Source organism: Acidimangrovimonas pyrenivorans (genome assembly GCF_042643245.1).
Taxonomy (GTDB): domain Bacteria; phylum Pseudomonadota; class Alphaproteobacteria; order Rhodobacterales; family Rhodobacteraceae; genus Acidimangrovimonas; species Acidimangrovimonas pyrenivorans.
Genome location: NZ_JBHRSK010000011.1, coordinates 118639 through 145149, shown reverse-complemented (window position 1 = coordinate 145149; position 26511 = coordinate 118639). Strand labels below are relative to the sequence as shown.

General features: G+C 68.7%; 23 protein-coding genes. 8 read left to right on the top strand and 15 right to left on the bottom strand.

Going from position 1 to position 26511, the window contains the following annotated elements; translation table 11 throughout:
- Positions 1-62 precede the first annotated feature (62 nt).
- The 4 genes from kdgD to ACFOES_RS14695 all read left to right on the top strand — a co-directional run bounded on the left by kdgD (position 63) and on the right by ACFOES_RS14695 (position 4375).
- Positions 63-968: a 5-dehydro-4-deoxyglucarate dehydratase gene (gene kdgD, locus ACFOES_RS14710; RefSeq protein ID WP_377834064.1), complete on the top strand. Its 906-nt coding sequence runs from the start codon at positions 63-65 to the stop codon at positions 966-968.
- On the top strand, positions 965-2101 hold the full coding sequence (locus tag ACFOES_RS14705) for a mandelate racemase/muconate lactonizing enzyme family protein (RefSeq protein ID WP_377834063.1): 1137 nt from the start codon (positions 965-967) through the stop codon (positions 2099-2101). The genes kdgD and ACFOES_RS14705 overlap by 4 nt, the downstream gene beginning before the upstream one ends.
- Positions 2101-2979: an amidohydrolase family protein gene (locus tag ACFOES_RS14700; protein ID WP_377834062.1), complete on the top strand. Its 879-nt coding sequence runs from the start codon at positions 2101-2103 to the stop codon at positions 2977-2979. Before ACFOES_RS14705 ends, ACFOES_RS14700 begins: the two co-directional genes overlap by 1 nt.
- A gap of 442 nt (positions 2980-3421) precedes the next feature.
- A complete protein-coding gene (locus ACFOES_RS14695) occupies positions 3422-4375 on the top strand; it encodes a response regulator (RefSeq protein ID WP_377834061.1) in 954 nt (317 codons plus the stop codon).
- Between the two features lie 22 nt (positions 4376-4397).
- Here ACFOES_RS14695 and ACFOES_RS14690 read toward each other — a convergent pair whose 3' ends face one another.
- The 3 genes from ACFOES_RS14690 to ACFOES_RS14680 are packed head-to-tail and all read right to left on the bottom strand — an operon-like array spanning position 4398 to position 5537.
- Positions 4398-4685, bottom strand: coding sequence for a DUF5658 family protein (locus ACFOES_RS14690; RefSeq protein ID WP_377834060.1), 288 nt, complete (start codon positions 4683-4685; stop codon positions 4398-4400).
- Between the two features lie 23 nt (positions 4686-4708).
- A complete protein-coding gene (locus tag ACFOES_RS14685; protein WP_377834059.1) occupies positions 4709-5026 on the bottom strand; it encodes an antibiotic biosynthesis monooxygenase family protein in 318 nt (105 codons plus the stop codon).
- 28 nt (positions 5027-5054) lie between these two features.
- A complete protein-coding gene (locus ACFOES_RS14680; protein ID WP_377834058.1) occupies positions 5055-5537 on the bottom strand; it encodes a hypothetical protein in 483 nt (160 codons plus the stop codon).
- Positions 5538-5644: 107 nt separating this feature from the next.
- On the opposite strand from ACFOES_RS14680, the gene ACFOES_RS14675 reads away from it, so the two are divergent.
- Positions 5645-5839, top strand: coding sequence for a hypothetical protein (locus ACFOES_RS14675; RefSeq protein ID WP_377834057.1), 195 nt, complete (start codon positions 5645-5647; stop codon positions 5837-5839).
- A gap of 16 nt (positions 5840-5855) precedes the next feature.
- Here the strand turns inward: ACFOES_RS14675 and parA are convergent, their stop codons facing one another.
- The 10 genes from parA to ACFOES_RS14625 form a co-directional block, all read right to left on the bottom strand.
- The gene (gene parA, locus ACFOES_RS14670) at positions 5856-6494 is read right to left on the bottom strand and encodes a ParA family partition ATPase (RefSeq protein WP_377834056.1); all 639 of its coding nucleotides are present in this window, start codon (positions 6492-6494) and stop codon (positions 5856-5858) included.
- Positions 6495-6581: 87 nt separating this feature from the next.
- Positions 6582-8552, bottom strand: coding sequence for a DUF3857 domain-containing protein (locus tag ACFOES_RS14665; RefSeq protein WP_377834055.1), 1971 nt, complete (start codon positions 8550-8552; stop codon positions 6582-6584).
- A gap of 179 nt (positions 8553-8731) precedes the next feature.
- Complete coding sequence (locus tag ACFOES_RS14660; RefSeq protein WP_377834054.1) at positions 8732-9196, bottom strand: Hsp20 family protein; 465 nt, start codon at positions 9194-9196, stop codon at positions 8732-8734.
- Between the two features lie 143 nt (positions 9197-9339).
- Entirely contained in the window at positions 9340-10176 is an 837-nt protein-coding gene (locus tag ACFOES_RS14655) for a trypsin-like serine peptidase (protein WP_377834053.1), read from the bottom strand.
- Positions 10177-10248: 72 nt separating this feature from the next.
- The gene (glcF, locus tag ACFOES_RS14650; RefSeq protein WP_377834052.1) at positions 10249-11544 is read right to left on the bottom strand and encodes a glycolate oxidase subunit GlcF; all 1296 of its coding nucleotides are present in this window, start codon (positions 11542-11544) and stop codon (positions 10249-10251) included.
- 4 nt (positions 11545-11548) lie between these two features.
- Complete coding sequence (locus ACFOES_RS14645; protein ID WP_377834051.1) at positions 11549-12661, bottom strand: FAD-binding protein; 1113 nt, start codon at positions 12659-12661, stop codon at positions 11549-11551.
- Between the two features lie 70 nt (positions 12662-12731).
- Positions 12732-14165 (bottom strand): FAD-linked oxidase C-terminal domain-containing protein, encoded by a 1434-nt coding sequence (locus ACFOES_RS14640; RefSeq protein ID WP_377834050.1) that lies wholly within the window; start codon positions 14163-14165, stop codon positions 12732-12734.
- Between the two features lie 61 nt (positions 14166-14226).
- Complete coding sequence (locus ACFOES_RS14635; RefSeq protein ID WP_377834049.1) at positions 14227-14841, bottom strand: thymidine kinase; 615 nt, start codon at positions 14839-14841, stop codon at positions 14227-14229.
- A 229-nt stretch (positions 14842-15070) separates the two neighbouring features.
- Positions 15071-18415 carry a carbamoyl-phosphate synthase large subunit gene (gene carB / locus ACFOES_RS14630; protein ID WP_377834048.1) on the bottom strand — a complete coding sequence of 1115 codons (3345 nt, stop codon included), beginning with the start codon at positions 18413-18415 and terminating at the stop codon, positions 15071-15073.
- 230 nt (positions 18416-18645) lie between these two features.
- On the bottom strand, positions 18646-19869 hold the full coding sequence (locus ACFOES_RS14625; protein WP_377834047.1) for a class I SAM-dependent methyltransferase: 1224 nt from the start codon (positions 19867-19869) through the stop codon (positions 18646-18648).
- A 193-nt stretch (positions 19870-20062) separates the two neighbouring features.
- Between ACFOES_RS14625 and aspS the strand changes: the two genes are divergently transcribed.
- Positions 20063-21841: an aspartate--tRNA ligase gene (aspS, locus tag ACFOES_RS14620; protein WP_377834046.1), complete on the top strand. Its 1779-nt coding sequence runs from the start codon at positions 20063-20065 to the stop codon at positions 21839-21841.
- Positions 21841-22617 (top strand): BglII/BstYI family type II restriction endonuclease, encoded by a 777-nt coding sequence (locus ACFOES_RS14615; protein ID WP_377834045.1) that lies wholly within the window; start codon positions 21841-21843, stop codon positions 22615-22617. Before aspS ends, ACFOES_RS14615 begins: the two co-directional genes overlap by 1 nt.
- A 187-nt stretch (positions 22618-22804) precedes the next feature.
- Here the strand turns inward: ACFOES_RS14615 and prpE are convergent, their stop codons facing one another.
- Positions 22805-24697, bottom strand: a complete 1893-nt coding sequence (gene prpE, locus ACFOES_RS14610; RefSeq protein ID WP_377834044.1) for a propionate-CoA ligase PrpE — start codon at positions 24695-24697, stop codon at positions 22805-22807.
- A 180-nt stretch (positions 24698-24877) separates the two neighbouring features.
- On the bottom strand, positions 24878-25402 hold the full coding sequence (locus tag ACFOES_RS14605; RefSeq protein ID WP_377834043.1) for a hypothetical protein: 525 nt from the start codon (positions 25400-25402) through the stop codon (positions 24878-24880).
- A 142-nt stretch (positions 25403-25544) separates the two neighbouring features.
- Between ACFOES_RS14605 and ACFOES_RS14600 the strand changes: the two genes are divergently transcribed.
- Complete coding sequence (locus ACFOES_RS14600; protein ID WP_377834042.1) at positions 25545-26333, top strand: exodeoxyribonuclease III; 789 nt, start codon at positions 25545-25547, stop codon at positions 26331-26333.
- Positions 26334-26511 lie beyond the last annotated feature (178 nt).

The window sequence follows — 26511 nt, the reverse complement described above, 5'->3', positions numbered from 1 at the left end:
CGGGCTGGTCTAATTGCGGGCAAGCCTGCACGGCGCCCGATCCCGTTTCGAGAGGACGACCCATGACCCCGCAAGACCTCAAGGCCGCGCTCGGCGCGGGCCTGCTGTCCTTTCCCGTCACCCCCTTCGGCCCCGACGGCGCTTTCGACGCCGATGCCTACCAGAAACACGTCTCCTGGCTGTCGGGTTTCGAGGCCGCCGGGCTGTTCGCCGCCGGCGGCACTGGCGAGTTCTTCTCGCTCGCCCCCGATGAAGTCCCGGCCATCGTCGCCGCGGCGAAAGAGGCGGCAGGGGACACGCCGATCATCTCGGGCTGCGGCTACGGCACCGAGATCGCCGTGCCGTTGGCCAAGGCGGCCGAGAAGGCCGGCGCCGACGGGTTGCTGCTGCTGCCGCATTACCTGATCGAGGCGCCGCAGCAGGGCCTGTTCGACCACGTCCGCCGGGTCTGCGACGCGGTCGGCATCGGGGTGATGATCTACAACCGCGACAACTGCATCTTCCACCCCGACACCGTTGCCCGGCTGTGCGAGGCCTGCCCGAACCTCGTCGGCTTCAAGGACGGCTCGGGCGATATCGGGCTGGTGCGGCAGGTGACCGCGACGCTGGGCGACCGGCTGACCTATCTCGGCGGCATGCCGACCGCGGAACTGTTCGCCGAGGCCTATCTGGGCGCCGGCTTCACCACCTATTCCTCGGCCGTGTTCAACTTCGTCCCCGGCCTTGCCGTCGATTTCTACCAGGCGCTGCGCGGCGGCGACCGGGCGCGTTGCGAAGAACTGCTGACCGGCTTCTTCTATCCCTTCATGGCGATCCGCAACCGGCAGAAGGGCTATGCCGTCTCGGCGATCAAGGCGGGCGTCCGGCTGGCCGGGTTCGAGGCCGGTCCGGTGCGGCCGCCGCTGACCGACCTGACGGCGGAGGAGATGGACATGCTGGCCGATCTCGTGGAACGTTTCGGCCAATGAAGATCGCGCGCGTCCGCACCCATCTGCTCGAACACCGGCTCGAGGTGCCGTTCGAGAGCGCCTCGATGCGCTTCGACCGGCGCAGCCACCTGCTGGTCGAGATCGAATGCGACGACGGCACCACCGGCTGGGGCGAATGCCTCGGCCCGGCCCGGCCCAATGCGGCGGTGGTCGAGTTCTATGCCGGCTGGCTGATCGGCCAGGACCCGCTGGAGACCGAGAAGATCTGGCTGACGCTCTACAACGCCTCGCGCGACCAGGGCCAGCGCGGGCTGGCGATCACGGCGCTGTCGGGCATCGACGTGGCGCTGTGGGACATCAAGGGCAAGCGTTTCGGCGTCCCGGTCTCGACCCTGCTCGGTGGCCGGTTCCGCGACCATGTCCGGGCCTATGCCACCGGCAGCTTCAAGTGCGACGGCGTCGACCGGGTCGAAGACAACGCCGCCGAGATGGCGGGGTATCGCGATGCCGGCTTCCATGGCGGCAAGATCAAGATCGGCTTCGGCGTCGCCGAGGATCTGCGCGTGATCGAGGCGGTGCGCGCGGCGATCGGGCCCGGGATGCGGCTGATGATCGACGCCAATCACGGCTATGATGCGCGCGAGGCGATCGCGCTGGGCCGGGCGGCGGCCGAGCATGACATCGACTGGTTCGAGGAGCCGGTGATCCCCGAGGCGCTGGCCGCCTATCGCGCGGTCCGGGCCGGGCAGCCGATCCCGGTGGCGGGCGGCGAGACCTGGCACGGCCGCTGGGCGATGAAGGAGCCGCTGGAAGCTGGCTGCGTCGACATTCTCCAGCCCGACCTGTGCGGCACCGGCGGCTTCACCGAGATGAAGCGGATCATGGACATGGCGGTGCTGGCGGGTGTCCGGCTGGTGCCGCATGTCTGGGGCACAGCGGTGCAGATCGCCGCCTCGCTGCAGTTCATGGCGGCGCTGCTGCCCAACCCGCCGCGGGTCAACCCGGTCGAGCCGATCCTCGAATTCGACCGCACGCCGAACCCGTTCCGCCAGGCCGTCCTTACCCGGCCGATCGAGCACGAGAACGGCATCGTCGCGATCCCCGACGGTCCCGGGCTGGGGATCGAGATCGACCGGGCGGCGCTGAGGGAATTTCGCCCCAAGGAGGGATGATGCTGCAGCGTCGCCATGAGGGGGCCGCGCCGCGCCTCCGGCTGCCGAAGGGCGCCGTCGACACCCAGATGCATGTCTACCTGCCGGGCTATCCGGCCCTGCCCGGCGGGCCCGGCCTGCCGCCCGACCCGCTGCCGCAGCCCGAGGATTACCGCAAGGTGATGGGCTGGCTGGGCATCGACCGCTTCGTCATCACCCAGGGCAACGCCCATCAGCGCGAAAATGCCTGCCTGCTGGCCTGCCTGGCGCGGTTTCCCGACCTCGCGCGCGGGGTGGCGGTGATCGACGGCGCCACGGACGATGCCGAGCTGCGCCGGCTGGATGCGGCCGGCATCGTCGGCGCGCGGGTGATGGAGCTCAATGGCGGGGCGGTCGGGCTGGCGGCGCTGGAAGAGGTCGACGCCCGCGCCCACGCCATGGGCTGGATGCTGGCGGTGCAGTTCGACGGCTCGGATATCCTCGAGCATGAGCCCCGGCTGGCGCGGTTGAAAAGCCGCTGGGTGCTCGACCATCACGGCAAGATCTTCCGCGACGCCACGCCCGACGGGCCCGAGATGGCGGCGATCAGGCGACTGATCGACGGCGGCAACGTCTGGTACAAGATCGCCGGCTGCTACGAGAGCAGCCGGGACGGGCCGCCCGACTATGCCGATACCGCCGCGATGACGCGGGCGGTCGCCACCCACGCGCCCGAACGCATCGTCTGGGGCACCAACTGGCCGCACAACCTGGCCAGAACGACGGCCGACTACCCGGACGACGCGGCGCTGCTGGACGTCACGCTGGGCTGGCTGGCCGACGATGCGGCCCGCCGCCTGGCGCTGATCGACAACCCGGAGGCGCTGTTCGGCGGTCGCCTGCCGCCGCTGGCGGGCTGATCTTCCGGTCGCCGCGCCGCCGGTTCCTCTTGCACGGGTGGCGCCCGGTCGGTCAGGTCCGGTGCCGGCGCTGCCCTCGAACCGGGGGGCAAGACACCGGGGAGCAAGCCGTGCTTGCCGCCTTCCGGCCGGGAAGGCGGGGGCGCACCCTTCGCCCGAGATCAAGCTCCCGTGTTCGGGGCGGCGGATCACCCCCGGGGCCACGCAACCTGGCTGCAGCGAAACGTCATCCCTTCTGGTGTCGCGGCCATTTATTCACTAAAAGTCAATGAGAACGGGGTAGCTCGGGCAACCCGTAGCGGTCGATCCGCAAGCCGAATCGCCAGGCCGCACAAGCGGCGGCAAGGCAGGAGCCCGATCGTGACGAGTTGACGGACGTTGCTTCGTGGAACAGATAAAATCCGTGGCCAAGCGGAGCGATTGGAAAGGCAGCAGCACTCCGATGAAGATACTCGCAGTCGACGACGACCCGCTGTTCCTTGACGTGCTGAAGGAAGTCCTGGCTTCTGCCGGGCAGCAGGATGTTGCCCTGGCGACCTCGGCCGTCGAGGCCGCCAAGCTCATCAGCGAGGCCGAGCCTGCCTTCGACGTCTGCTTCATCGACATCCGCATGCCCGAGATCGAGGGCGACTACCTGTGCAAATGGGTGCGCCGCCTGCCGCAATATCACGACAAGGCGATCGTGATGCTCACCGCCAGGAAGGACAAGGCGGATATCGACCGCGCCTTCGCCGCCGGCGCGTCGGATTATGTCACCAAGCCGGTCGATTTCGGCGACTTCATCGACAAGGTCAAGGAGATCGAGCATCGCCTCCGGCGCGAACGGCAAGGGGCGCAACCGATGCGTCCGACGACGCGCGTCCCGTCGCGTCCGGGGATCGATTTCGCCCTGCCGCTGGCGCTGGACGACGTCAAGGGCGCGATCGAGATCGGTGCGCTCGAGAATTACCTGCTCAAGCTGTCGGAATCGCAGACCCACCAGATGACCGCCGTCGCCCTCAAGGTGGTCGATGCGGCCAAGCTGCATCTGACCTGCACCCCCGGCGATTATGTCCAGCTGCTCGAAACCGTGGCGAAGGGCATCCTCAAGACGCTGGGGGTTTCGGGCGCCTTCATCTCCTATGCCGGCTATGGCGCCTTCGTCTGCGTTGCCGAGGACCCGAGGATCGCCGACTGGACGCCCGAGTCGCTCGAGGCGGCGGTGGCCAAGACCCTGGAGGGGATGGGCGCGCCCAAGACCGACCTTTGCGCCAGCCCGCCGCTCAAGCTGGGGCGGTGGTCGGGCCGCAAGGTCGCAGACGCGATGTATCGCACCATCGGCGATGCCGAGGCGCGCTGCAGCATGTTCCGGATCGAGGCGCTTTCGGGCGTGATGGACGGCCTGGACGAGAAGTGACGCCGCGGGCCGACCCGCCGGGTCAGGACCGGCGCCGCCCGACCCGCATGTTGTGCAGCACCACCCACAGGTAGAGCGCGGCCAGCAGCCACAGCTCGGTCTCGCCGCCCAGCAGCCACAGCCAGACCGCCAGCGCCGTGCCGAGCCCCTTGGCGGCGATCAGCGCCGGCACCACGCCGATCCGCCGCATCAGCCAGGCCAGAAGCGGGTTCACCTCGCGTCCGCCGCGGCGCAAGGCGCCCAGCGTGCTGGTCATGTCGCCGATCTGCAGCGCGATCACGGCGAGGGCGAGAAAATCGATGGTCGTCATGCGGGAATGCGCGGTCGGGTGGATCAGTAGACCGCGGCAACCTCGTACATCACCGGCTCGAAGCGCGAGCAGAGCTCGGCGATGCGGCGGTTGCGCTCGCGCATCTCGGGGGTGCGCAGCATGGCCTGGAAATCCTCGCGCCGCTGCCATTTCGAGTAATTGGCGATCCGGGTCTGGGCGTCGTTGACATGCAGGCCGGCGCCGAGGAAGCCCGGCTGGTGGCGGATGAAATGCTCGTAGGCGTCCCTGAGCTCGTCGAGGAGGTCGGCGCAGGTGCCCGGGGTCATCTCGAAGGTGGTCAGGACCGTCTGACCCTCAAAGGCGCTGGAAATGTCTGGCATGGCGGCTCCTCCCTCATCTGCCCGGGGATCATGATAGGAGCCTAACATAGTCTTCGGGAAGGGGTGTTTCTTCCCCCGCCGAGCCGTCGTGCACGAAGCCGCTGACCGCGGCGGCATGGGCGCGCAGCAGCAGGACGATATTCGCATCGTCGCTGGTCTGGCGCACCTCGACCCCGTCGGCCAGTCGCGTCACCTGCATCCGCACCGCGTTATGGGCGGCGAAGATCTCGCGGAAGGCTGGGTCCCAGTGGCGCAGGCCGAATCCCTCGGTCAGGCGGCGCTGCATCTGGGCGACATGGTCGTGGAGCAGCGCGACGACCTCGGGCACCTCCGAGGTGGTGCGGGCAAGGACGCCGTCGGGCAGCTCGATCACTTCGCGGGCGATCTCGTCGTGGCGGGCGAGGAGGGTGTGGAAGACCTGCTGGTCGTGGCGGTGGCGGCGGGCGCGGTCGGGGCCGTGCGGCCCGCCACCGCCATGGCCCATGCGGCGCGGAGAGGGGATTTCGGTCATGATGCCTCCAAAATATGTGATAATATCACATTCATTTCCCGCTCTCCCCCAGACCGCAGATTGTCGCAGCTCTTTCGCGGTCGCGGCGAAGCGGATAAGCTGCGGTCATGAAGCTGCTCGATCCCAACGACCCGTTCTTCCGTCCCGCCTGGCGTCGCTGGGCCACGGCCGGGGTGCCCGGGCTCTGGGCCTGTGTCGAGGCCTGGTCGGGCAGCAAGACCTGGGCGCTGGTCTTTGCCGCCATCGCCGTCTTCGCCTATTGGCAGCTGATCCTGAAGGGCCCCGACGACGAGGCCAAGTGAGGACGTGGCGTCGCCGTCAGCCGGGCTCGGCCAGCAGGCCCAGGACCTCGTCCATCAACGCCGCGATTTCCGCCTTGGCCGAGCCGTTGCCCGCTTCCGGCGCGGCCAGGCCCTGGCCCAGCGTCTCGGCATAGACCACCCGGTTGGCCAGCCGCGACGCCGCCAGGGCCGCCCCCAGCGACTCGGCGGCCGCGGCGACATCGCCGGCCAGCCTTGTCCCGGCCCGGCCGCGGTTGAGCACGATCGCCGCCGGCCGTCTTTCCCGCGCGGCGAGGTCGAGCACGCCCTCGGTCGCCCACAGGTCGACATGGCTCGAGGCAACCGGGATCAGGACGAGGTCGGCGGCCCGCAGCGCCGGGCGCAGGTCGGCATCGACCTTGGGCGGGGTGTCGACGATGACGAAATCATGCGCCTTGCGCAGCTTCTCGCATTCATAGGTCACGCCCCAGGCCGAGGCGGTGGCGAATTCCAGCCCCGGCGCGCCCAGCCGCTCGATCCGGGTCATGAACCAGCGCCCCAGGCTGCCCTGCGGGTCGGTGTCGAGCAGGGCGACGCTGTGCCCCGCCGCCGCCAGCGCCACGCCCAGGTTGACCGCCAGCGTCGTCTTGCCGCTGCCGCCCTTCTGCTGCGCCACCGTGATGATCCCGTCGGCCATGGTCCGCTCCTGTGATGCTGCGTTGCAGCATGGCACGTTTGCGGCGCGATGCAAAGCGGCGGCAACAAAACGTGCGCGGCCAGGGGCTCAGGGAGTGGCCTTGGCCGGCGTCGCCTTCTTGGCCTTGGTCTTGCTCAGGTCCCAGCTGAAATAGAGATCGTGCGTCATCTTGCGCGCATCCCGGACCACCTTCTGTGCCAGATCGGCGGGCACCCAGTGTTTCCAGCTCGAGAATTGCCAGGTCAGCGCCATGTATCCGCCCTTCGAGGAGGTGCCGTCGAAACTGTAGCTGAAGGCCGGGTTGTCGAGGCTCAGGCTCTTGGGCGGGTTGAAGTCGATCGGCGCGTTCTCGACGGTGACCCGGTGCAGGATCGAACGCGGCTCGCGCTGGGCGAGCGGTGCCATCCGCGGGGCGGGCAGCGAGTCGGGATAGTATTTGTCGATCTCGGGCCCGACGAAGGGGTAGTGCTGAAGCAGGTCGTTGTCGCGGATCGCCTTCATCGGCACCAGGTAGTGTTCGTGCACTTCGAAGGTATTGGCTTCGCGGTTGTCGGTGCCCCGGGCCGGGGCGGCGACGGTGATGCCGGGATAATACTGGCGGTAGTAATCGAGAAACTGGTCGCGAATGTCGCGCACCGCCCGGGTGGCCCAGTCCGAGCGGGCAATGTTGGCGGCGTCGCCCTGGTAGCGCGTGGTCACCTCGATGCGGTCGCCGGCCTCCGAGAAGTGATGATCCTCGAACAGCGTCATCGCGTAGGTCTGCGATAGCGGCCGCACGAGCTTTTCCAGCTTGCCCGGCGCGTCGCGGCCGACCCGCAGCACGTAGCCGTAATCCGGGGTCACCGCGTTGGCCAGCGTGCCGCCCTCGAACTGCGCCGTCGGGTCCATCCAGTAGAGCCGGCCCGCCACCCGGGTCCAGGTGATCATGTGGTCGAAGAGGTCGGCGCCGGGCGGTTCCTTCGCCAGGCCCTGCCCGGTATCGACCGCGGCCAGGGCAACCCCGGCGGGCAGGCCGAGCCGGTGCAGCACGGTCTCGAGCAGCACCGCCTTGCCCTTGCAGTCGCCGAAGCCGTTGGCGATCACCTCGGCCGGGGGCTGGGCGAAATAACCGCTGCGGCCGATCTCGACGCCGACATAGCGGATCTCGCGCTGGACCAGCCGCAGCGCGGCGATCGCCCGGTCGGCCGGATCGGAAGAGGCCGCCCGGATCGCCTCGACCTTCTTCTGCCAGCTTTCGGGCAGCGCCTCGTCGCGGCTGTAATAGGCGTGCAGCGCCGCCTCGACCGGTTCCCACGAGTCGTTGGCGCTGTAGCGCAGCCCGGCCCGGTTGGGATACCAGGCGGGCACCCGTTTCTCGGCCCGTCTCACCGGCAGGTCGCCGCGCTCCCAGACCTGCTGGGTCACGCCGCGTTCGGTCACCGTGCGATGCGTCATCTCCTCGGGGTGCCAGACGCTGACATGGAACGGCCATTCGTTGGGCCAGTCGAGGATGACGCGGGCGTCCACGACCGGGACCGAGAAACCGATCCGCAGTTCGCCGGCACGGGTGGCGCCGGCGAACAGGGGCGTCCGCGACCAGAGAAAGCCGACATCGACGACATCGCCGACCCGGACATCCGGGATTTCGAAATGCGCAGTCAGGGTCCCGTCGATGATGCCGCGGTCGAGCTGGGTCTCGCGGCGATAGACCTGCGGCTCGATGCTGCCGAGATGCGAGATCGTCTTGCCGTCGCGGATCACGTTCAGGCGGGTCGCGGTCAGGGTCTCGGATCGGGGATCGAAGTCGCGCAGCAGCGAGGCGGCGGTTTCCAGTCCGGCGCGGTTGAGCACCTTCATCGCGATCCGGCGGTAGGTCTGGCGGACCTCGCCCTGCCAGCGGATCTGGGTGTCGTAGACCAGGTAGAGGACGCCGTTCCGGGCCTCGTCGAGCCGGTCGGTGGAGGGTTTGGGGATCGGCAGGGGTTCGATCCAGCCCGGCTCGGGCTTCTGGGCGACCTGCGCCGCCGCCGCGGGCAGGCAGGGAAACAGCAGGACCAGAAACAGGACCACAAATCGCATCGCGCGTCACTCCTTGAGCCGTCCCGCCCACGCTACTGCGCAACTTGGGCGGGTGGAACAGCCGGCGTGAAGAAACCCGTTCGCTGTGTCGGCGGAAAAGCGGCGCTGCGGTCGGGCGCGCAAACGAAAAAGGGCGCGCCCGGCGGACGCGCCCCGTTTCGGTCAGCTCAGGCGGAGGCTCAGGCCTCGGCGCCTTCGACGGCCTTGGTCTCGATATCGTTGCTGCGCGCGATCTCGATCCGGCGCGGCTTGAGCGCCTCGGGCGTCTCGCGCACGAGGTCGATATGGAGCATGCCGTCGGCATGGGCCGCCCCGGTCACCTTGACATGATCGGCCAGCGCGAAGCGGCGATCGAAGGCGCGGGTGGCGATGCCGCGATACAGGTAGGTCTTTTCGCTGTCATCGGCGGCCTTGCGGGCCGACACGACGAGGGTATTTTCCTTCACCTCGACCGAAAGCTCGTCGGCCGAGAAGCCGGCGACGGCGATCGAGATGCGATAGGCGTTCTCGTCGATCTTTTCGATGTTGTAGGGCGGATAGGTCGGCTGGCTGCCGTCATTGGTCAGCACGCGGTCCATCAGGTCGGCGACGCGGTCGAAACCGACAGTGGCGCGGTAGAGCGGAGCAAAGTCAAAGGTACGCATTTTCATCCTCCATCGAGCGATGTTCGTGACGCTTTCCCCCGCGGGGACAAGCAGGTTGTCCGGACCCGTTGCGGCGCCCGGTCAGGCTGAGATGGGATCGGATTTCCGCGCTTTCAAGACCCGGCGCTGCGCCGCCCGCCCGGTCAGGGTCGGACGAACTTGGCGCCGCCGGCCCGCAGCGTGTCGTGCATTGCCAGCCCGGGGCTGGGCGCCTTCTCGAACCGGCTGCCGTCGGCCCGCGCCAGCGCCGCCCGCAGTATCTGCAGCGGCCCGTCCAGCGCGATCCCCAGCGCCACCGGCGTATCCTTCATCTTGGCCTTGGCCGAAATGACGGCGACCACCCGGGCGATGCCGTCGCGGAGCGAGAAGACCGGCGCGCCGGACGAGCCGAAATCGACATTGCAGGTCATCACCGCCACCGAGGCCTTGCGCCCGACCACCTGGCAGCTCTTCTGCAGCGAGGGCACCTCGGCCCGGTGCTCGGCATAGGAGACGACGCCGACCGAGTCGCCGCGGCGCGGGCTGGCACCGGTGGCGAAGGGGGTGATCGAGGGCAGGCGGATCGGCCGCGCCAGCTCGAGCAGGGCGAGGTCGTAATTCACCTCGGCGATATCCTCGCGCGCGGTATAGACGTAGTCGGGATGCAGCACCGCCCGCTTGACGGCGCGATAGGCGGCGGCGCGGCCGTTGCGCCAGCCGGCCAGGAACTCCATCTGCGCCGGCGCGACCCGCTGGCCGGTGGCCTTGTCGAACAGGCAATGGCCGGCGGTCAGCACCAGTGTCGGCGAGATCAGCGCCCCGGTGCAGAAGCTTCTCTTGCCGATATTGATCCGCCCGACGGCATCCCAGCCCCGGCTCTGGTCGCCGGTTTCCAGTGCGGTCAGCCGGCTGGGCCGGGGCAGGGTGGCCGCCTGCTGGGCCTGCAGGGCGGCGGGGGCGAGGGTGCACAGGGCGGCAAGGGCAAGGAAAAGGCGGCGCATGGAACCTCCGGAAACGCCGTCTTCCTAGCCCGGCGGTACGGCAATACTATGGCCGTTTCTAGCCGCCTCCCGTCAGCCCCGTCCAGCCTCCAGCGCCCGCGGTTTCGGCCCGCCCGTGGCCCAGTCGAGCAGTTCGACGGTATGGACCACCGGCACCCCGGTGCCCGAGCCGATCTGCATCATGCAGCCGATATTGCCCGCGGCGATGATCTCGGGTTGGCGTGCCTCCAGCGTCCTGACCTTGCGCTCCTTCAGCTTGGCCGAGATCTCGGGCTGGAGCAGGTTGTAGGTGCCGGCCGAGCCGCAGCACAGGTGGCTGTCGGCGGGCTCGACGACCTCGAACCCGGCACGCTTGAGCAGGTCCTTGGGCGTGGTCTTGATCTGCTGGCCGTGCTGGAGCGAGCAGGCGGCGTGGTAGGCGACGCGGATGTTCTTTTCGGCGCCCTCGGGCAGGCCGACCCTCTCGATCAGCTCCGAGACGTCCAGCGCCATGCCGGCCACCGTGGCGGCATCCTCGGCCAGCGCATCCTGCGCGAACATGTGACCGTAATCCTTCACCGTGGTGCCGCAGCCCGAGGTGTTGATGACGATCGCGTCCAGCCCCTTGCCGCGCTTCTCGGCCATCCAGGCGCGGATGTTCTTCGCCGCCGAGGAATGGCTCTCGCCCTCCTGGCCCATGTGATGGGTCAGCGCCCCGCAGCAGCCGGCGCCCTTGGCCACGACCACCTCGCAGCCCAGCCGGCGCAGCAGCCGGATCGTGGCGTCGTTGATGTCGGTGTTCAGCGCCTTCTGGGCGCAGCCGGTCATCAGTGCTACCCGCATCCTGGTCTCGCCCTGGGCCGGGAAGACCTGCGGCGCGTCGTTCGGGCTGACCGGCGGCACCCGCTTGGGCGCCATTTCGATCATCGCCTTCAGTCGCGGATCGGGCAGGAAGCGGGCGAAGGGGCGGCCGATCCTGGCCCCCAGCAGCGCCAGCCGGAAGCGGCCGGGATAGGGGATGATCCGCGCCAGCATCCAGCGCAGCGCCCGGTCGCCGAAGGGGCGGCGGTAATTCTTCTCGATATAGGCGCGGGCATGGTCGACGAGGTGCATGTAATGCACGCCCGAGGGGCAGGTCGACATGCAGGCCAGGCAGGACAGGCAGCGGTCGACATGCTTGACCGTCTTGGCATCCGGCACCCGGCCGTTCTCGAGCATGTCCTTGATCAGGTAGATGCGGCCGCGCGGGCTGTCGAGCTCGTCGCCCAGCACCTGGTAGGTCGGGCAGGTGGCGGTGCAGAAGCCGCAATGGACGCAGGCGCGCAGGATCTCGTTCGAGCGCGCGATGCCGGGATCGGTGAGCTGTTCGGGGGTGAAATTGGTCTGCATCTGATCAGCCCATCAATCCGGGATTGAGAATGCCGCGCGGGTCGAATTTCTGCCGCAGCCCGGCGGTGAGCGCCGCCAGCGGCGCCGGCTCGGGCTGGAACGGCGCGATGCGGGCGCGGGTCTCGGCATCGGCGCGGACCAGCGTGGCATGGCCGTTGAAGGCGCCGATCCTGTTGCGCAGGTCGGTCCCCGGCGCCACCAGCGCCCAGATCAGTCCGCCGGCCCAGTCGAGCAGCCGTTCTTCGGCCTCCAGCCGCGCCGCGATCCCGGGCGCGTCCGAGGGTTTCACCGACAGTCGCCAGACATCGCCCGGCTTGTCCTGGAACGCCGCCACGTCGCGGATCGCCGCCCAGCGGGCAGCCACCGCCGCGGCCCCTGTCTCGGCCTCCGCCGCGCCGAACTTGGCCAGCAGCGCCGTCAGCTTGCCGATGCGATAGGCTACCGAATTGGCGAAGCCCTCCAGCCGCAGCACCACCCCGGTGCCCGGCAGCCAGGCCGCGCCCGACACCTCGTAGGGCGAGCCGACCGCGGCCGCCATCGCGGTGACGGCGGTCTCGGCCTCCGCGACCGGCAGGATCAGGCTGGCCGCCGATTCCGGCACCGGCAGCAGCTTGAACGAGACCTCGCTCAGCACCCCCAGCGTGCCCCAGCTGCCGGCCATCAGCTTGACCAGGTCGTAGCCGGTGACGTTCTTCATCACCCGGCCGCCATTCTTGATCACGGTGCCTGCCCCGTCGACGAAGCGCAGCCCGATCAGGCTGTCGCGGCAGGCCCCGGCGACGAACCGGCGCGGGCCCGAGGCGTTGGCTGCCACCACGCCGCCGATCGTCGAGTTGCCCTCGGTGCCCAGCAGCCCGCGCATGTCCGGCACCTCGAAGGGCAGCCGCTGCCTCTCCGCCGCCAGCGCCGCCTCGATCTCGGCCAGCGGCGTGCCCGCACCGGCCACCAGCGTCAGCGCGCCCGGCTCGTAGAGCGAAATCCCGGCCAGCCCGCCGGTCTCCAGCAGTTCGCCCTGCACCGGCCGGCCGATGCCGCGCGTGCCGCCGCCGCGGATCGCCAGCGGCCCGCTGGCGTCCCGCACCACTTCGCTCAGCTCTGCCTCGGTCTCAGGCCGCATCCTGCCCCCACTTTCTGTTCAAAAATATCCTCCGGGGGCCCGGGGGTGGAAAACCCCCGGCGTCCCGGCTTCAAGCCGCGCGCCGGCCGGCGGTCACGGTCAGCGGAAACACCTTGGCCGGGTTCAGCAGCCACTTCGGGTCGAACACGTCCTTGACCCGCAGCTGCGCCTCCAGGTCGTCGGGGGCGTATTGCACCGTCATCAGGTCGCGCTTCTCGATGCCGACGCCATGTTCGCCGGTCAGGCAGCCGCCGACCTCGACGCAGAGCTTGAGGATGTCGGCGCCGAAGGCCTCGCATTTCTCCAGGTCGCCCGGCTTGTTGGCGTCGAACAGGATCAGCGGGTGCATGTTGCCGTCGCCGGCATGGAAGACGTTGGCGACGTCGAGGCCGTAGTCCCGGCTCATCTCGCCGATCCGGCGCAGAACGGTGGGCAGGCTCGAGACCGGGATCGTGCCGTCGAGGCACATGTAGTCGTTGATCTGGCCCATCGCGCCGAAGGCCGACTTGCGGCCGAGCCAGATCTTGGCGGATTCCTCGGCCGACTGGCTCTCGCGCAGTTCCACCGGGTTGTGCTTGGCCGCGATCTGCTTGATCAGGCCGAGCTGCTCGTCGATCTCCTCCGGGCTGCCCTCGACCTCGATGATCAACAGCGCCTCGCAATCGGGATAGCCGGCATGGGCGAAATCCTCGGTGGCGCGGATGCAGGGCCGGTCCATGAACTCGATCGCCACCGGCAGCACGCCGGCCTTGATGATGTCGCTGACGCATTCGCCCGCGACCTCGTTGGCGTCGAAGCCCATCAGCACCGGCCGCGCGCCCTCGGGCTTGGGCAGGATGCGCAGCGTCGCCTCGGTGACGACGCCCAGCTGGCCCTCGGAGCCGCAGATCACGCCCAGCAGGTCCAGCCCCGGCGCGTCGAGATGGGCGCCGCCGATCTCGACCACCGTGCCGTCCATCAGCACCATGGTCACGCCCAGCAGGTTGTTGGTCGTCACGCCGTATTTCAGGCAATGCGCGCCGCCCGAATTCATGCCGATATTGCCGGCGATGGCGCAGGCGAGCTGGCTCGACGGGTCGGGGGCGTAGAAGAAGCCGTCGGCCTCGACCGCGCCGGTGACGGAGAGGTTGGTGCGCCCGGTCTGCACCCGGATGAAGCGGTTGTCGTAATCGGTCTCGATCACCTCGTTGAGCCGGGCGACGCCGAGGATCACGCTGTCGGCGGTCGGCAGCGCCCCACCGGCGAGCGAGGTGCCCGAGCCGCGCGGCACCACCGGCACGCCTTCCTCGTGGCAGATCTTCAGCACCGCCGCGACCTCCTCGGTCGAGCGCGGCAGCACGGCGCAGAGCGGCGGGCAGCGATAGGCGGTCAGCGCGTCGCATTCATAGGCGCGGGTCTCGGCGGCGTCGGAAATGACGGCATCGGCCGGCAGCACCTCGGCCAGCCGGGCGACGATCCTGTCCTTGCGGGCCAGGATGGCCGAATTCGGGGCAGGCATCTCCATGATCCATCCTCCTCGCGGAACTGGTCAACAAATATAACCAATTGCGCCCGCAAGCAAGGGATCAATTCGCCGCGGCGGCCTCCGGCGCGGCGCAGTCGCGGTCGCCGACCGCCTCGCGCCAGTGGCGCCGACAGAGCGAGACATAGGTCTCGTTGCCGCCGATCTGGACCTGCGCCCCGTCCTTCGCCACCTCGCCGTCGGGGCCCATCCGGACCACCATCGTCGCCTTCTTGCCGCAATGGCAGATCGTGCGCACCTCGCGCATCTCGTCGGCCAGCGCCAAGAGGGCAGCCGAGCCCGGGAACAGCTCGCCCCGGAAGTCGAGCCGCAGCCCGTAGCACATCACGGGGACGTTGAGGTCGTCGACGACGCGGGCAAGCTGCCAGACCTGATCCTTCGACAGGAACTGCGCCTCGTCAAAGAAGATGCAGGCGACGGGCCCCTCGGCCAGCCGCGCTTCGATCTTGGCGAAGAGGTCCTCGCCCTCGACGAAGGTATCCGCCGGCTCGTTGATGCCGATGCGCGAGCCGATCCGCCCGTCGCCGGCCCGGTCGTCGAGCTTGGCGGTGACGAGATAGGCGGTCATCCCCCGCTCGCGATAGTTATGCGCCGCCTGCAGCAGCAGCGTCGACTTGCCCGCGTTCATGGTCGAGTAGTGGAAGTAGAGCTTGGCCATGCAGGGGATGTGCCCGGTTGCGGGGCGGGGATCAAGGGGGAGGTGTGGAGAATGGAACGGGTTGCGACCGAGGACCACGCAAATTGCCCCTGCTCCGGGGCGTCAGCCCCGGATCGCGCCCGACCCGCCCCTATGGGCGGGCGCGATGCGCCCACCCTCGGGCCGGGCGCGATCCTCTGTTCTATCGACTGTGCTGTGGTGCCAGACGGGGGCCGCCCGGCGCCGGGCCTCACCCCTGCAGCGTCCGCACGCCAATCTCGCCTTCGCCGCGGGCCTGCATCGCCTCGACCGCGGCGATGCTTGCCGCCGCCGTGGTGTAATAGGCGATCTTGTCGTAGAGCGCGACGGCGCGGATCTCGCGGCTGTCCTCGATCGCCTGCTGGCCCTCGGTGGTGTTGAACACCAGCGCGATCTCGCCGTTCTTCAGCCGGTCGACGATGTTCGGACGGCCCTCGTAGACCTTGTTCACCAGTTCGCAGGCGACGCCGGCCCCTTTCAGGAACCCAGCCGTGCCGCGGGTGGCGACGATCTCGAAGCCCATCCCGACCAGCGCCCTGGCGGCGGCGGCCAGCGCCTCGGTCTTGTCAGCATCCTTGATCGAGACGAAGACCCGGCCGCTTTCCGGCAGGTTGGTGCCGGCGCCGAGCTGGGCCTTGAGGAAGGCGAGCGCGAAGCTGCGGTCCCAGCCCATGACCTCGCCGGTCGAGCGCATCTCGGGGCCGAGGATGGTGTCGACGCCGGGGAAGCGGGCGAAGGGCATCACCGCCTCCTTGACCGAGAACCAGGGCGTCAGCGGGTCGGCCAGCGTCAGCGGATCGGCCAGCGGCAGCGGCGTGTCGGGGCCGACGCCCTCGGGATAGGCGGCGCGCTGCGGGAAGGCCGACAGCTTCTCGCCCGCCATCAGCCGGGCGGCGATCGAGGCGATGGCGCTGTCGGTCGCCTTGGCGACGAAGGGCACGGTGCGCGAGGCGCGCGGGTTGACCTCGAGCACGTAGATCACCCCGTCCTTGATCGCGAACTGCACGTTCATCAGCCCGCGCACGTCCAGCCCCTTGGCCATCAGCACGGTCTGGCGCTTGAGTTCCTCGACCGTCGCGGCGTCGAGCGAATGGGGCGGCAGGCAGCAGGCACTGTCGCCCGAATGCACCCCGGCCTCCTCGATATGCTCCATGATGCCGGCGACATGGACCGTCTCGCCGTCGCAGAGCGCATCGACATCGACCTCGATCGCGCCGGTCAGGTAGCTGTCGAGCAGCACCGGGTTGTTGCCCGAGACATGCACCGCCTCGCGGATGTAGCGTTTCAGGTGGGCGGTGTCGCGGACGATCTCCATCGCCCGGCCGCCGAGGACGTAGGACGGGCGGATGACCAGCGGGTAGCCGACCCGCTCGGCGATCTCGAAGGCCTGCTCGTCGGAGGAGGCGATGCCGTTGACCGGCTGCTTGAGGTCGAGATCGTTGAGCAGCTTCTGGAACCGCTCGCGGTCCTCGGCCAGGTCGATCGCGTCGGGCGAGGTGCCGAGGATCGGGATGCCTTCCTCTTCCAGCGCGTTGGCCAGCTTGAGCGGGGTCTGGCCGCCGAACTGGACGATGACGCCGTGCAGCGTGCCCTTGTCCTGCTCGACGCGCAGGATCTCCAGCACGTGCTCGAGCGTCAGCGGCTCGAAATAGAGCCGGTCCGAGGTGTCGTAGTCGGTCGACACGGTCTCGGGGTTGCAGTTGACCATGATGGTCTCGTAGCCGGCATCGGTCAGAGCGAAGCAGGCGTGGCAGCAGCAATAGTCGAACTCGATGCCCTGGCCGATCCGGTTCGGGCCGCCACCGAGGATCACCACCTTCTTGCGGTCCGAGGGCCGGGCCTCGCATTCGACCTCGCCCATCACCGGGCTTTCGTAGGTCGAATACATGTAGGGCGTCTGGGCCTCGAACTCGGCGGCGCAGGTGTCGATGCGCTTGAACACCGCCTGGACGCCGAGGTTGCGGCGGGCGCGGCGGACCTGGCCCTCGTCGCGGCCGGTCAGCGCGGCCAGCCGGGCATCGGTGAAGCCCATCATCTTGAGATTGCGCAGCCCGTCCTCGGTCACCGGCAGGCCCTCGGCGCGGATCTTCTCCTCGGCTTCGACGATCTCGCGGATCCGGGCCAGGAACCACGGATCGAAGGCGGTGGCGTGCTGGATCTCGTCGTCGCTCAACCCGTGGCGCATCGCCTGGGCGATCAGCCGCAGCCGGTCGGGCGTCTGCGCCGAGATCGCCTTGATCACGGCGGCCTTGCCCGAAGCCGGATCGTCGGCGCCCTCGATGGCGATCTCGTCGAAGCCGCTCAGGCCGGTCTCGAGCGAGGCCAGCGCCTTCTGCACCGATTCATGGAAGGTGCGGCCGATGGCCATCGCCTCGCCGACCGATTTCATCGCCGTGGTCAGCTCGGCCTTGGCGCCGGGGAATTTCTCGAAGGCGAAGCGCGGGATCTTGGTGACGACATAGTCGATGGTCGGCTCGAAGCTGGCCGGGGTCACCTTGGTGATGTCGTTGTCGAGCTCGTCGAGCGTGTAGCCCACCGCCAGCTTGGCGGCGATCTTGGCGATCGGGAAGCCGGTGGCCTTGGACGCCAGCGCCGAGGAGCGGCTGACCCGCGGGTTCATCTCGATCACCACCATGCGGCCGTCGGCCGGGTTGATCGCCCATTGCACGTTCGAGCCGCCGGTCTCGACCCCGATCTCGCGCAGCACGGCAATCGAGCCGTTGCGCATGATCTGGTATTCCTTGTCGGTCAGGGTCAGCGCCGGGGCGACGGTGATCGAATCGCCGGTATGGACGCCCATCGGGTCGACGTTCTCGATCGAGCAGATGATGATGGCGTTGTCGGCGCGGTCGCGCACGACTTCCATCTCGTATTCCTTCCAGCCCAGCAGCGATTCGTCGATCAGCACCTGCGCGACTGGCGAGGCATCCAGCCCCGAGCGCACGATGCGCTCGTAATCGTCGCGGTTATAGGCGACGCCGCCGCCGGTGCCGCCCAGCGTGAAGGCGGGGCGGATGATCGCCGGCAGGCCGACATATTCGATCGCCTCGATCGCGGCCTGGACGCCGGCATTGATGTCGTAGGCGCCCTTGTCGTCCTTGGGCGCGGCGATGATGGTGGCGCGCGGGTTCTCCAGCCCGATCCGGTCCATCGCCTCGCGGAACAGCTTGCGGTCCTCGGCCATCTCGATGGCCTCGCGGTTGGCGCCGATCAGCTCGACCCCGAACTTCTCGAGAACGCCGGCATCCGCCAGCGCCAGCGCGGTGTTCAGCCCGGTCTGGCCGCCCATGGTCGGCAAGAGCGCGTCGGGGCGTTCCTCGGCGATGATCTTGGCGACGACCTCGGGGGTGATCGGCTCGATATAGGTGGCGTCGGCCAGCCCCGGGTCGGTCATGATCGTCGCCGGGTTCGAGTTGACGAGGATGACGCGGTAGCCTTCCTCGCGCAGGGCCTTGCAGGCCTGGGCACCGGAATAGTCGAACTCGCAGGCCTGGCCGATGATGATGGGGCCGGCGCCGATGATCATGATGGACTTGATATCGGTTCTCTTCGGCATGGTCGGACCCCCTGCGTGCAAATCGTCCGGGGTTATACCTACGACGCGCAGATGCGCAAGGCATGTCTTGCCGCTACCGGATGACGCGGAGGCTGTCGATCCGGCGCTCGGCCTCCCTCGTGAAGCCCGGCCGGCGCCGGGGCGGAGCAACGATGCGGGACAACGGCGGCGCTGGCACCGCGTCCGGCGCGGGTCCGGAGCGAAGGGCGAGGCCCCCCGGACGGGGGGGGCTATTCGGCGGCGCGGGCGCTGGCCGGGGCGACGTCGGTGTGGAGGTAATCGCGCGTCAGCGGCACGGCGTCCTGCTTGTGGGCGAGCTGGATCTGGAAGACGCACTGGTTGTTGTGGCGGAAGGTCAGCTCGGAGGCGACGAGGTAGTAGCGCCACATCCGGCAGAACCGCTCGTCATAGAGTTCCCGCGCCTTGTCGCAATTGGCCATGAAGCGGTCATGCCAGTGGCGCAGCGTCTCGGCGTAATGCAGCCGCCAGATCTCGATGTCGGTTTCGTAGAGATGCTCGCGCTCGACCGCGGCCATGGTCTCCGACAGCGCCGGGCAGTAGCCGCCGGGAAAGATGTACTTGGTGATCCACGGGCTTGTGGCGCCGGGTGGGGTCGGCCGGCCGATGGTATGGATCAGCGCCACCCCGTCGGGCGCCAGCCGGTCATGGACGTTGCGGAAATACTCGCGGTAATGCGGGATGCCGACATGTTCGAACATGCCGACCGAGACGATGCGGTCGAACTTGCCGGTGACGGTGCGGTAGTCGCAGAGACGGAACTCGACCTGGCCCGACAGCCCGGCCTCGGCGGCCCGGCGTTGCGCGATCTTGTGCTGCTCCTCGCTCAGCGTCACGCCCAGCACCTTGGCGCCGTAGTCGCGCGCCAGCGTCAGCCCCAGCCCGCCCCAGCCGCAGCCGATATCCAGCACGGTCATCCCCGGCTCGATCAGCAGCTTCCTGGCGATATGGTCCTTCTTGGCGCGCTGGGCCTGCTCCAGCGTGTAGTCCGGTTCGCGGAAATAGGCGCAGGAATACTGCCGGTCGTCGTCGAGGAACAGGTCGTAGAGCTCGCCCGAAAGATCGTAGTGATGGGCGACGTTGGCCCGGGCCTTGCCCATCGGGTTGAACTGGGCGGCGCGGCGGAACAGCGCGTGCAGCTCCATCAGCCGGTCGCGCCAGTTGCTGGGCGCGGCGGCGATATTGGTCAGCGCAAGTCCCAGCAAGCCGTAGAGATCGTCGTTCTCGATGATGACGGTGCCGTCCATGTAGCCCTCGCCCAGCGCCATGTCGGGATTGAGGACCAGCCGTCGGGGCAATGCCGGGTCGGTGATCTTGACCGTCACCTCGGGCAGTCCCACGCCGTAACGACGGGTCCCGCCGTCCGGCATGGTCAGCGACAGGGTGCCGTGGTGGACCAGCCGGTCCAGCATCCGGTCAAGCAGGCTTGTCCACATGCCATCCTCCTTACACTGCTGCGCGGGGGCAGTATCGATCGGAACAGGGTGAGCATAGGACAATCTGTCGCGACAGGTAAAGACGCCTGTCCCTTGCAATTTCTCGCATTGAAGCCCTGCCGACTTGACTTCCCGGGCGTCACAAGGTGTATCGGCGCAAAACCGGATCAAGCGCCTCGGAAGGGGAATCCTCATGCATGCCTATCGCAGCCATACCTGCGCGCAACTCACCAAGGCCGATGTCGGCCAGACGGTCCGGCTTTCGGGCTGGGTGCACCGGGTGCGCGATCATGGCGGTGTGCTGTTCATCGATCTGCGCGACCATTACGGTGTGACCCAGATCCTCGCCGACGGCGACAGCCCCGCCTTCGCCGAGGTCGAGAAGGTGCGCTCGGAATGGGTGATCCGCATCGAGGGCACGGTGAAGGCGCGCGACGAGAGCCTGATCAATCCCAAGCTGCCGACCGGCGAGATCGAGGTCTATATCCGCGACCTCACCGTTCTCGGCGCCGCCGAGGAACTGCCGCTGCCGGTCTTCGGCGATCAGGAATATCCCGAGGAAACCCGCCTCGCCTACCGCTTCCTCGACCTGCGGCGCGAGAGCCTGCACAACAACATCATGCTGCGCAGCCACGTCATCAAGTCGATGCGCGACCGGATGTGGGACAGCGGCTTCACCGAGTTCCAGACCCCGATCATCACCGCCTCGTCACCCGAGGGCGCGCGCGACTTCCTGGTGCCGTCGCGGCTGCACCCGGGCAAATTCTACGCCCTGCCGCAGGCGCCGCAGCAGTTCAAGCAGCTGATCATGGTCGCCGGCTTCGACCGCTATTTCCAGATCGCCCCCTGCTTCCGCGACGAGGATCCGCGCGCCGACCGCAGCCCGACCGACTTCTACCAGCTCGACGTCGAGATGAGCTTTGTCGAGCAGCAGGACGTCTTCGACGCCGTCCAGCCGGTGATCCAGGGCGTGTTCGAGGAATTCGGCAACGGCCGCAAGGTCGACCAGCACTGGCCGCAGATCGCCTATCGCGATGCCGCGCTGTGGTATGGCTCGGACAAGCCCGACCTGCGCAACCCGATCAAGATGCAGGACGTCTCCGAGCATTTCCGCGGCTCGGGCTTCGCCATCTTCGCCAAGCTGCTGGAAACCGAGGGCAACGAGATCCGCGCCATCCCGGCGCCCACCGGCGGCAGCCGCAAGTTCTGCGACCGGATGAACGCCTTCGCCCAGCAGCAGGGCCTGCCGGGCATGGGCTACATCTTCTGGCGCGAGGGCGCGGACGGCATCGAGGCCGCCGGCCCGCTCGCCAAGAATATCGGCCCCGAGCGGACCGAGGCGATCCGCCAGCAGCTCGGCCTCGGCAAGGGCGACGCCGCCTTCTTCCTCGGCGGCAAGCCGAAGGTGTTCGAGCCGGTCGCCGGCCGCGCCCGCAACGTCATCGGCGAGGAACTGGGTCTGACCGACAAGGACCGCTTCGCCTTCGCCTGGGTCGTCGATTTCCCGATCTACGAGAAGGACGAGGAAACCGGCGAGATCGATTTCGAGCACAACCCGTTCTCGATGCCGCAGGGCGGGCTCGAGGCGCTCGAGGGCGACCCGCTCGAGGTCAAGGGCTACCAGTACGACCTTGCCTGCAACGGCTACGAGATCCTCTCGGGCGCGATCCGGAACCACCGGCCCGAGATCATGTTCAAGGCCTTCGAGATCGCCGGCTACGGCCATGACGAGGTCGAGAAGCGTTTCGGCGGCATGGTCAAGGCGTTCCGCTACGGCGCTCCGCCCCACGGCGGCTGCGCGGCGGGTATCGACCGGATCGTGATGCTGCTGGCCGATACGGCCAACATCCGCGAGGTCATCATGTTCCCGATGAACCAGCGCGCCGAGGACCTGATGATGGACGCGCCGTCCAACCCGACCAACGAGCAGCTGCGCGAGCTCGGGCTGCGGGTGGTCCCGCGGGAGGATTGATGCTGGAGGCGCTCCGCGAGGCCGGGTACGACGTTCAGACCCGCAACCACGCGGAGGCCATCCTGCGCCATGACTTCCCCGACGAGCTGGAGGCGCTGACCGGCGTCCTGGCCGGCTTCCGCATCTCGATGGCCGAGCTGATCGGCGGCGGCGGCGGCGAGAGCGGCCAGACCCAGCGGTTGCGCCGGGCGCTGGCCGGGGCCGGCTGGACCAAGCACAACTTCGCCGTCCAGACCATCGTCGACGGCACCGTCCGCGAGGCGATCAGCCACGAGATCGACCATATCCGGCGCGGTGCGGCGGGCACTCTGGCGCTCGAGATCGAGTGGAACAACAAGGATCCGTTCTTCGACCGCGATCTCGAGAATTTCCAGCGCCTGCACGCGCAGTCGGCGATCTCTCTCGGCATCATCGTCACCCGCGGGCGGTCGATGCAGGACGAACTGCTGGGCCGGATCACCGGCTGGCTGGCGGCCAACGACCTGCATTCCGAGGAGGATCTGGCCCGGCTGGGCATCGGCGACCGCACGGCGCGGCAGGCGGCGGCGGTGGCCGGGCTGGTGGCGCGCGGGATACCGTTCCACGAGGCTTTCGCGCGCCATTTCGTCTCGGACAAGTTCGGCCCGTCCTCGACCCATTGGGCCAAGCTCGAGGACCGGGTGCTGCGCGGCGTCGGCAATCCCTGCCCGCTGTTGCTGCTCGGCCTGCCGGCGACGATCCTGTCCGACGCCCCGCCGGCCGAGGCGCCGCCCGAGGACCCGATGCTGCCGCTTTAAGGGGGCGGGTCACCGATCATCCGCCACGCCCGTCGGGCACCGCCGGGCACGCGTCCGCCCGCCCCACAGGCGGGCGCGTTCCGCGCCCACCTCGGGCGGCCGCGCACCCGGACGACAGGCATGGCGTCTCCAAGAGCAGACGCCCGGCCGCAGCCGGGCGCCCGTGATTGCTGCTCCGCGCAGGGCCTCACCCCTTCGGGTAGCCCAGCCCCTTCAGCGCCTCGCGGATCTCGTCGAGAATCGCCGGATCGTCGATCGTCGCCGGCATCTTGAACTCCTGCCCGTCGGCGATCTTGACCATGGTGGCGCGCAGGATCTTGCCCGAGCGGGTCTTGGGCAGGCGGTCGACGACGCAGGCATGCTTGAAGGCGGCGACGGGGCCGATCTGCTCGCGCACCAGCGCCACGTTCTCCTTGACGATCTCGTCATGCGGCCGGTTGCAGCCGGCGTTGAGGCACAGGAAGCCCAGCGGCAGCTGCCCCTTCAACTCGTCCGCCACCCCGATCACCGCGCATTCGGCGACGTCGGGATGCGACGCCAGCACCTCCTCCATCGCCCCGGTCGACAGCCGGTGGCCGGCGACGTTGATGACGTCGTCGGTGCGCGCCATGATGTAGAGATAGCCGTCCTCGTCGATATAGCCGGCGTCGCCGGTCTCGTAATAGCCCGGGAAGTGGTCGAGATAGGACTTCTGGAACCGCTCCTCGGCGTTCCACAGCGTCGGCAGGGTGCCGGGCGGCAAGGGCAGCTTGACCGCGATCGCGCCCAGCGTGCCCGGCGCCACCGGGTGGCCGCCCTCGTCCAGCACCTGCACGTCATAGCCCGGCATCGCCACCGAGGGCGAGCCGACCTTGACCGGCAGTTCCTCGATCCCGAGCGGGTTGGCGGCGATCGCCCAGCCGGTCTCGGTCTGCCACCAGTGGTCGATCACCGGCACGCCGAGCTGGTTCTGCGCCCATTGGATGGTGTCGGGGTCGGCCCGCTCGCCCGCCAGATAAAGCGCACGCAGCGAGTCGAGGTTGTATTTCTGCAGCAGCTCGCCCTTGGGATCCTCGCGCTTGATGGCGCGGAAGGCGGTGGGGGCGGTGAAGAAGCTGGCCACCTTGTGATCGGCGATGACGCGCCAGAAGGTGCCGGCATCGGGGGTGCCGACCGGCTTGCCCTCGAAGACGATCGTGGTGTTGCCGTGGATCAGCGGCCCGTAGGCGATGTAGCTGTGGCCGACGACCCAGCCGACATCCGAGGCCGCCCAGAACACCTCGCCCGGATTGACGCCGTAGATGTTCTTCATCGTCCAGTTCAGCGCCACGAGGTGGCCGGCGGTCGGCCGCACCACGCCCTTGGGCTGGCCGGTCGTGCCCGAGGTATAGAGGATGTAGGCGGGGTGATCGCCCTCGACCGGCACGCATTCCGCCGGCTGGGCGCCATACTGGAAGCTGTGCCAGCCGAAATCGCGACCCTCGACCAGCTTGGCCACCTCCTGCTCGCGCTGGAGGATGACGCAGAAATCGGGCTTGTGCTCGGCCTGCTCGATGGCGGCGTCGAGCAGCGGCTTGTAATGGACGACGCGGCCCGGCTCGATCCCGCAGGAGGCGGCGAGGATCGCCTTGGGCTTGGCGTCGTCGATCCGCACCGCCAGCTCATGCGCCGCGAAGCCGCCGAAGACGACCGAGTGGATCGCGCCGAGACGGGCGCAGGCCAGCATCGCCTCGATCGCCTCGGGCACCATCGGCATGTAGATGATCACCCGGTCGCCCTTCTCGACCCCCTTGGCGCGCAGCGCCCCGGCCAGGCTGGCGACGCGGTTGCGCAGCTCGGAATAGGTGATCTTGTGGGTGGTGCCGGTGACCGGGCTGTCATGGATGATGGCGTATTGCGGCCCGCGGCCGGCCTCGACATGGCGGTCGACGGCGTTCCAGCAGGCATTGACCTTGCCGTCCTTGAACCATTCGTAGAGCGGCGCATTGTCGTCGAACAGCGCCTTCGAGGGCTTTTCGATCCAGTCGATCGCCTCGGCCTGCTCCATCCAGAATCCCTCGGGATCGGCTTGCCAGCGCCTGTAGATATCTGCGTATGCCATTGTATACCCTCCTCCACGACTCGCGTTTTGTTACGCCTCGGCGCGACATGGCACAAGAATGTTGCGCAAGTTTTTCCTGCGCCGAAATGTCCTCGCCGGCCCGGCCTTGCCCGTGGCGGTCACGATCCCGGCACCCTTGCCCGCCATCGGCTCGGGCCCGGGCCGCCGGCGGCGGAGGGATCAGCCATGGCCGCCCTCGGAGCTGCCGGACGGCTCCGGCGCGAGGATGGCGGGCACCCAGGTCGAGAACCAGGCCCGGATGCGCTTGCTGCCGCCCTCCAGCGCGCCGGACTTCGCGCCGGCCGGCTGCAACCGGCCGCTCAGGCGGCCCTTGAGATGCAGCCAGCTTCCCTGCCGCAGCGCCTGTCGCAGGGTGACCTTCAGGCCATCCGGCGCGTCCGCCGACAGCGCGCCGCCAAGGGCGTCCGGCTGTTCGAGCCGCGCCGCCACCGGCCTCCCGTCGTTCAAGGTCAGTTCCAGCACCAGCCGGTCGGTCGGCAGGGGGCCGTGCCAGTCCAGCGTCACCGTGACGACCTTGCGCGCACCCTGCCAGGCCGAGCCCGCCCCGGGCGCGTCGGTGATCCGGTAGGCCAGGTCGTGGCCGGCGACGCTCGCGTTCATCCGCCCCAGCACGGTCGCCGCGGCCGGGTCGGGCCGGGCAAGGGCGGCGAGCATGAGGGCGGCAACGAGGCAGGCGGCGCGCATCGCGTTCTCCTGGCGGATCCGATCCTGGCGCGATGGTCGCCGAGCGGCGCGCCGAACTCAAGCGCCCATTCGGCTTGAGGCGGTCGGCCCCAGCGCCTAACCTGCCGGCGAACCGTCCCCCCTCACGATCCGGAACATTCGCATGAGCTTCACCATCGCCACCTGGAACATCAACTCGGTCCGCCTGCGCGAGGGGCTGGTCTGCCGGCTGCTGACCGAGGAGGCGCCGGACGTGCTCTGCCTGCAGGAATGCAAGAGCCCGGTCGACAAGATCCCGCTCGAGGCGTTCAAGGCGCTGGGCTACGGCTTCATGGTGGCGCGCGGCCAGAAGGGCTATAACGGCGTCGCGATCCTGTCGAAACTGCCGCTCGAGGATGTCGGCGACATGGATTTCGCCGATCTCGGCCATGCCCGCCACGTCGCCGCCCGGCTCGAGAACGGCGTGACGGTGCACAACTTCTACGTCCCCGCCGGCGGCGACGTGTCCGACCGCGCGGTGAACGAGAAGTTCGGCCAGAAGCTCGACTACCTCGCCGGCATGCGCGACTGGTTCCGCGACAGCCGGCCCGAGCAGGCGATCCTGGTCGGCGACCTCAACATCGCCCCGCGCGAGGACGACGTCTGGAGCCACAAGCAACTGCTCAAGATCGTCAGCCACACCCCGGTCGAGGTCGAGCAGCTGGGCGCGGCGCAGGAGGCCGGGCGCTGGATCGACGTCACCCGCCAGGACATCCCCGAGGGGCTGCTCTACAGCTGGTGGTCCTACCGCGCCAAGGACTGGGACGCGGCCGACAAGGGCCGGCGGCTCGACCATGTCTGGGCCTCGCCCGACATCGCCAACGCCGCCCATGGCAGCCGCATCCTGCGCGCCGCCCGCGGCTGGGAGAAACCGTCCGACCACGCCCCGGTTTTCGCGACCTTCGACCTGTGATCCTGCGGCGCGCGCTGCGCGCGCAAGACTTCTGGCACTGCGTGCGGTGGGGGGGCGCTGCCCCCCGTCGCCAAAGGCGACTCCCCCCGGAGTATTTTCGCAAAGGTGAAATGCAGAAACAGCGCCTGACTTTCATCTTCACCCAAATATCCCGGGGGGGCGGGGGCAGGGCCCCCGC

Coding starts and splice junctions, on each gene's coding strand:
- kdgD (WP_377834064.1), top strand. CDS start 63: ATGACCCCGCAAGACCTCAAGGCCGCGCTCGGCGCGGGCCTGCTGTCC.
- ACFOES_RS14705 (WP_377834063.1), top strand. CDS start 965: ATGAAGATCGCGCGCGTCCGCACCCATCTGCTCGAACACCGGCTCGAG.
- ACFOES_RS14700 (WP_377834062.1), top strand. CDS start 2,101: ATGCTGCAGCGTCGCCATGAGGGGGCCGCGCCGCGCCTCCGGCTGCCG.
- ACFOES_RS14695 (WP_377834061.1), top strand. CDS start 3,422: ATGAAGATACTCGCAGTCGACGACGACCCGCTGTTCCTTGACGTGCTG.
- ACFOES_RS14690 (WP_377834060.1), bottom strand. CDS start 4,685: ATGACGACCATCGATTTTCTCGCCCTCGCCGTGATCGCGCTGCAGATC.
- ACFOES_RS14685 (WP_377834059.1), bottom strand. CDS start 5,026: ATGCCAGACATTTCCAGCGCCTTTGAGGGTCAGACGGTCCTGACCACC.
- ACFOES_RS14680 (WP_377834058.1), bottom strand. CDS start 5,537: ATGACCGAAATCCCCTCTCCGCGCCGCATGGGCCATGGCGGTGGCGGG.
- ACFOES_RS14675 (WP_377834057.1), top strand. CDS start 5,645: ATGAAGCTGCTCGATCCCAACGACCCGTTCTTCCGTCCCGCCTGGCGT.
- parA (WP_377834056.1), bottom strand. CDS start 6,494: ATGGCCGACGGGATCATCACGGTGGCGCAGCAGAAGGGCGGCAGCGGC.
- ACFOES_RS14665 (WP_377834055.1), bottom strand. CDS start 8,552: ATGCGATTTGTGGTCCTGTTTCTGGTCCTGCTGTTTCCCTGCCTGCCC.
- ACFOES_RS14660 (WP_377834054.1), bottom strand. CDS start 9,196: ATGCGTACCTTTGACTTTGCTCCGCTCTACCGCGCCACTGTCGGTTTC.
- ACFOES_RS14655 (WP_377834053.1), bottom strand. CDS start 10,176: ATGCGCCGCCTTTTCCTTGCCCTTGCCGCCCTGTGCACCCTCGCCCCC.
- glcF (WP_377834052.1), bottom strand. CDS start 11,544: ATGCAGACCAATTTCACCCCCGAACAGCTCACCGATCCCGGCATCGCG.
- ACFOES_RS14645 (WP_377834051.1), bottom strand. CDS start 12,661: ATGCGGCCTGAGACCGAGGCAGAGCTGAGCGAAGTGGTGCGGGACGCC.
- ACFOES_RS14640 (WP_377834050.1), bottom strand. CDS start 14,165: ATGGAGATGCCTGCCCCGAATTCGGCCATCCTGGCCCGCAAGGACAGG.
- ACFOES_RS14635 (WP_377834049.1), bottom strand. CDS start 14,841: ATGGCCAAGCTCTACTTCCACTACTCGACCATGAACGCGGGCAAGTCG.
- carB (WP_377834048.1), bottom strand. CDS start 18,415: ATGCCGAAGAGAACCGATATCAAGTCCATCATGATCATCGGCGCCGGC.
- ACFOES_RS14625 (WP_377834047.1), bottom strand. CDS start 19,869: ATGTGGACAAGCCTGCTTGACCGGATGCTGGACCGGCTGGTCCACCAC.
- aspS (WP_377834046.1), top strand. CDS start 20,063: ATGCATGCCTATCGCAGCCATACCTGCGCGCAACTCACCAAGGCCGAT.
- ACFOES_RS14615 (WP_377834045.1), top strand. CDS start 21,841: ATGCTGGAGGCGCTCCGCGAGGCCGGGTACGACGTTCAGACCCGCAAC.
- prpE (WP_377834044.1), bottom strand. CDS start 24,697: ATGGCATACGCAGATATCTACAGGCGCTGGCAAGCCGATCCCGAGGGA.
- ACFOES_RS14605 (WP_377834043.1), bottom strand. CDS start 25,402: ATGCGCGCCGCCTGCCTCGTTGCCGCCCTCATGCTCGCCGCCCTTGCC.
- ACFOES_RS14600 (WP_377834042.1), top strand. CDS start 25,545: ATGAGCTTCACCATCGCCACCTGGAACATCAACTCGGTCCGCCTGCGC.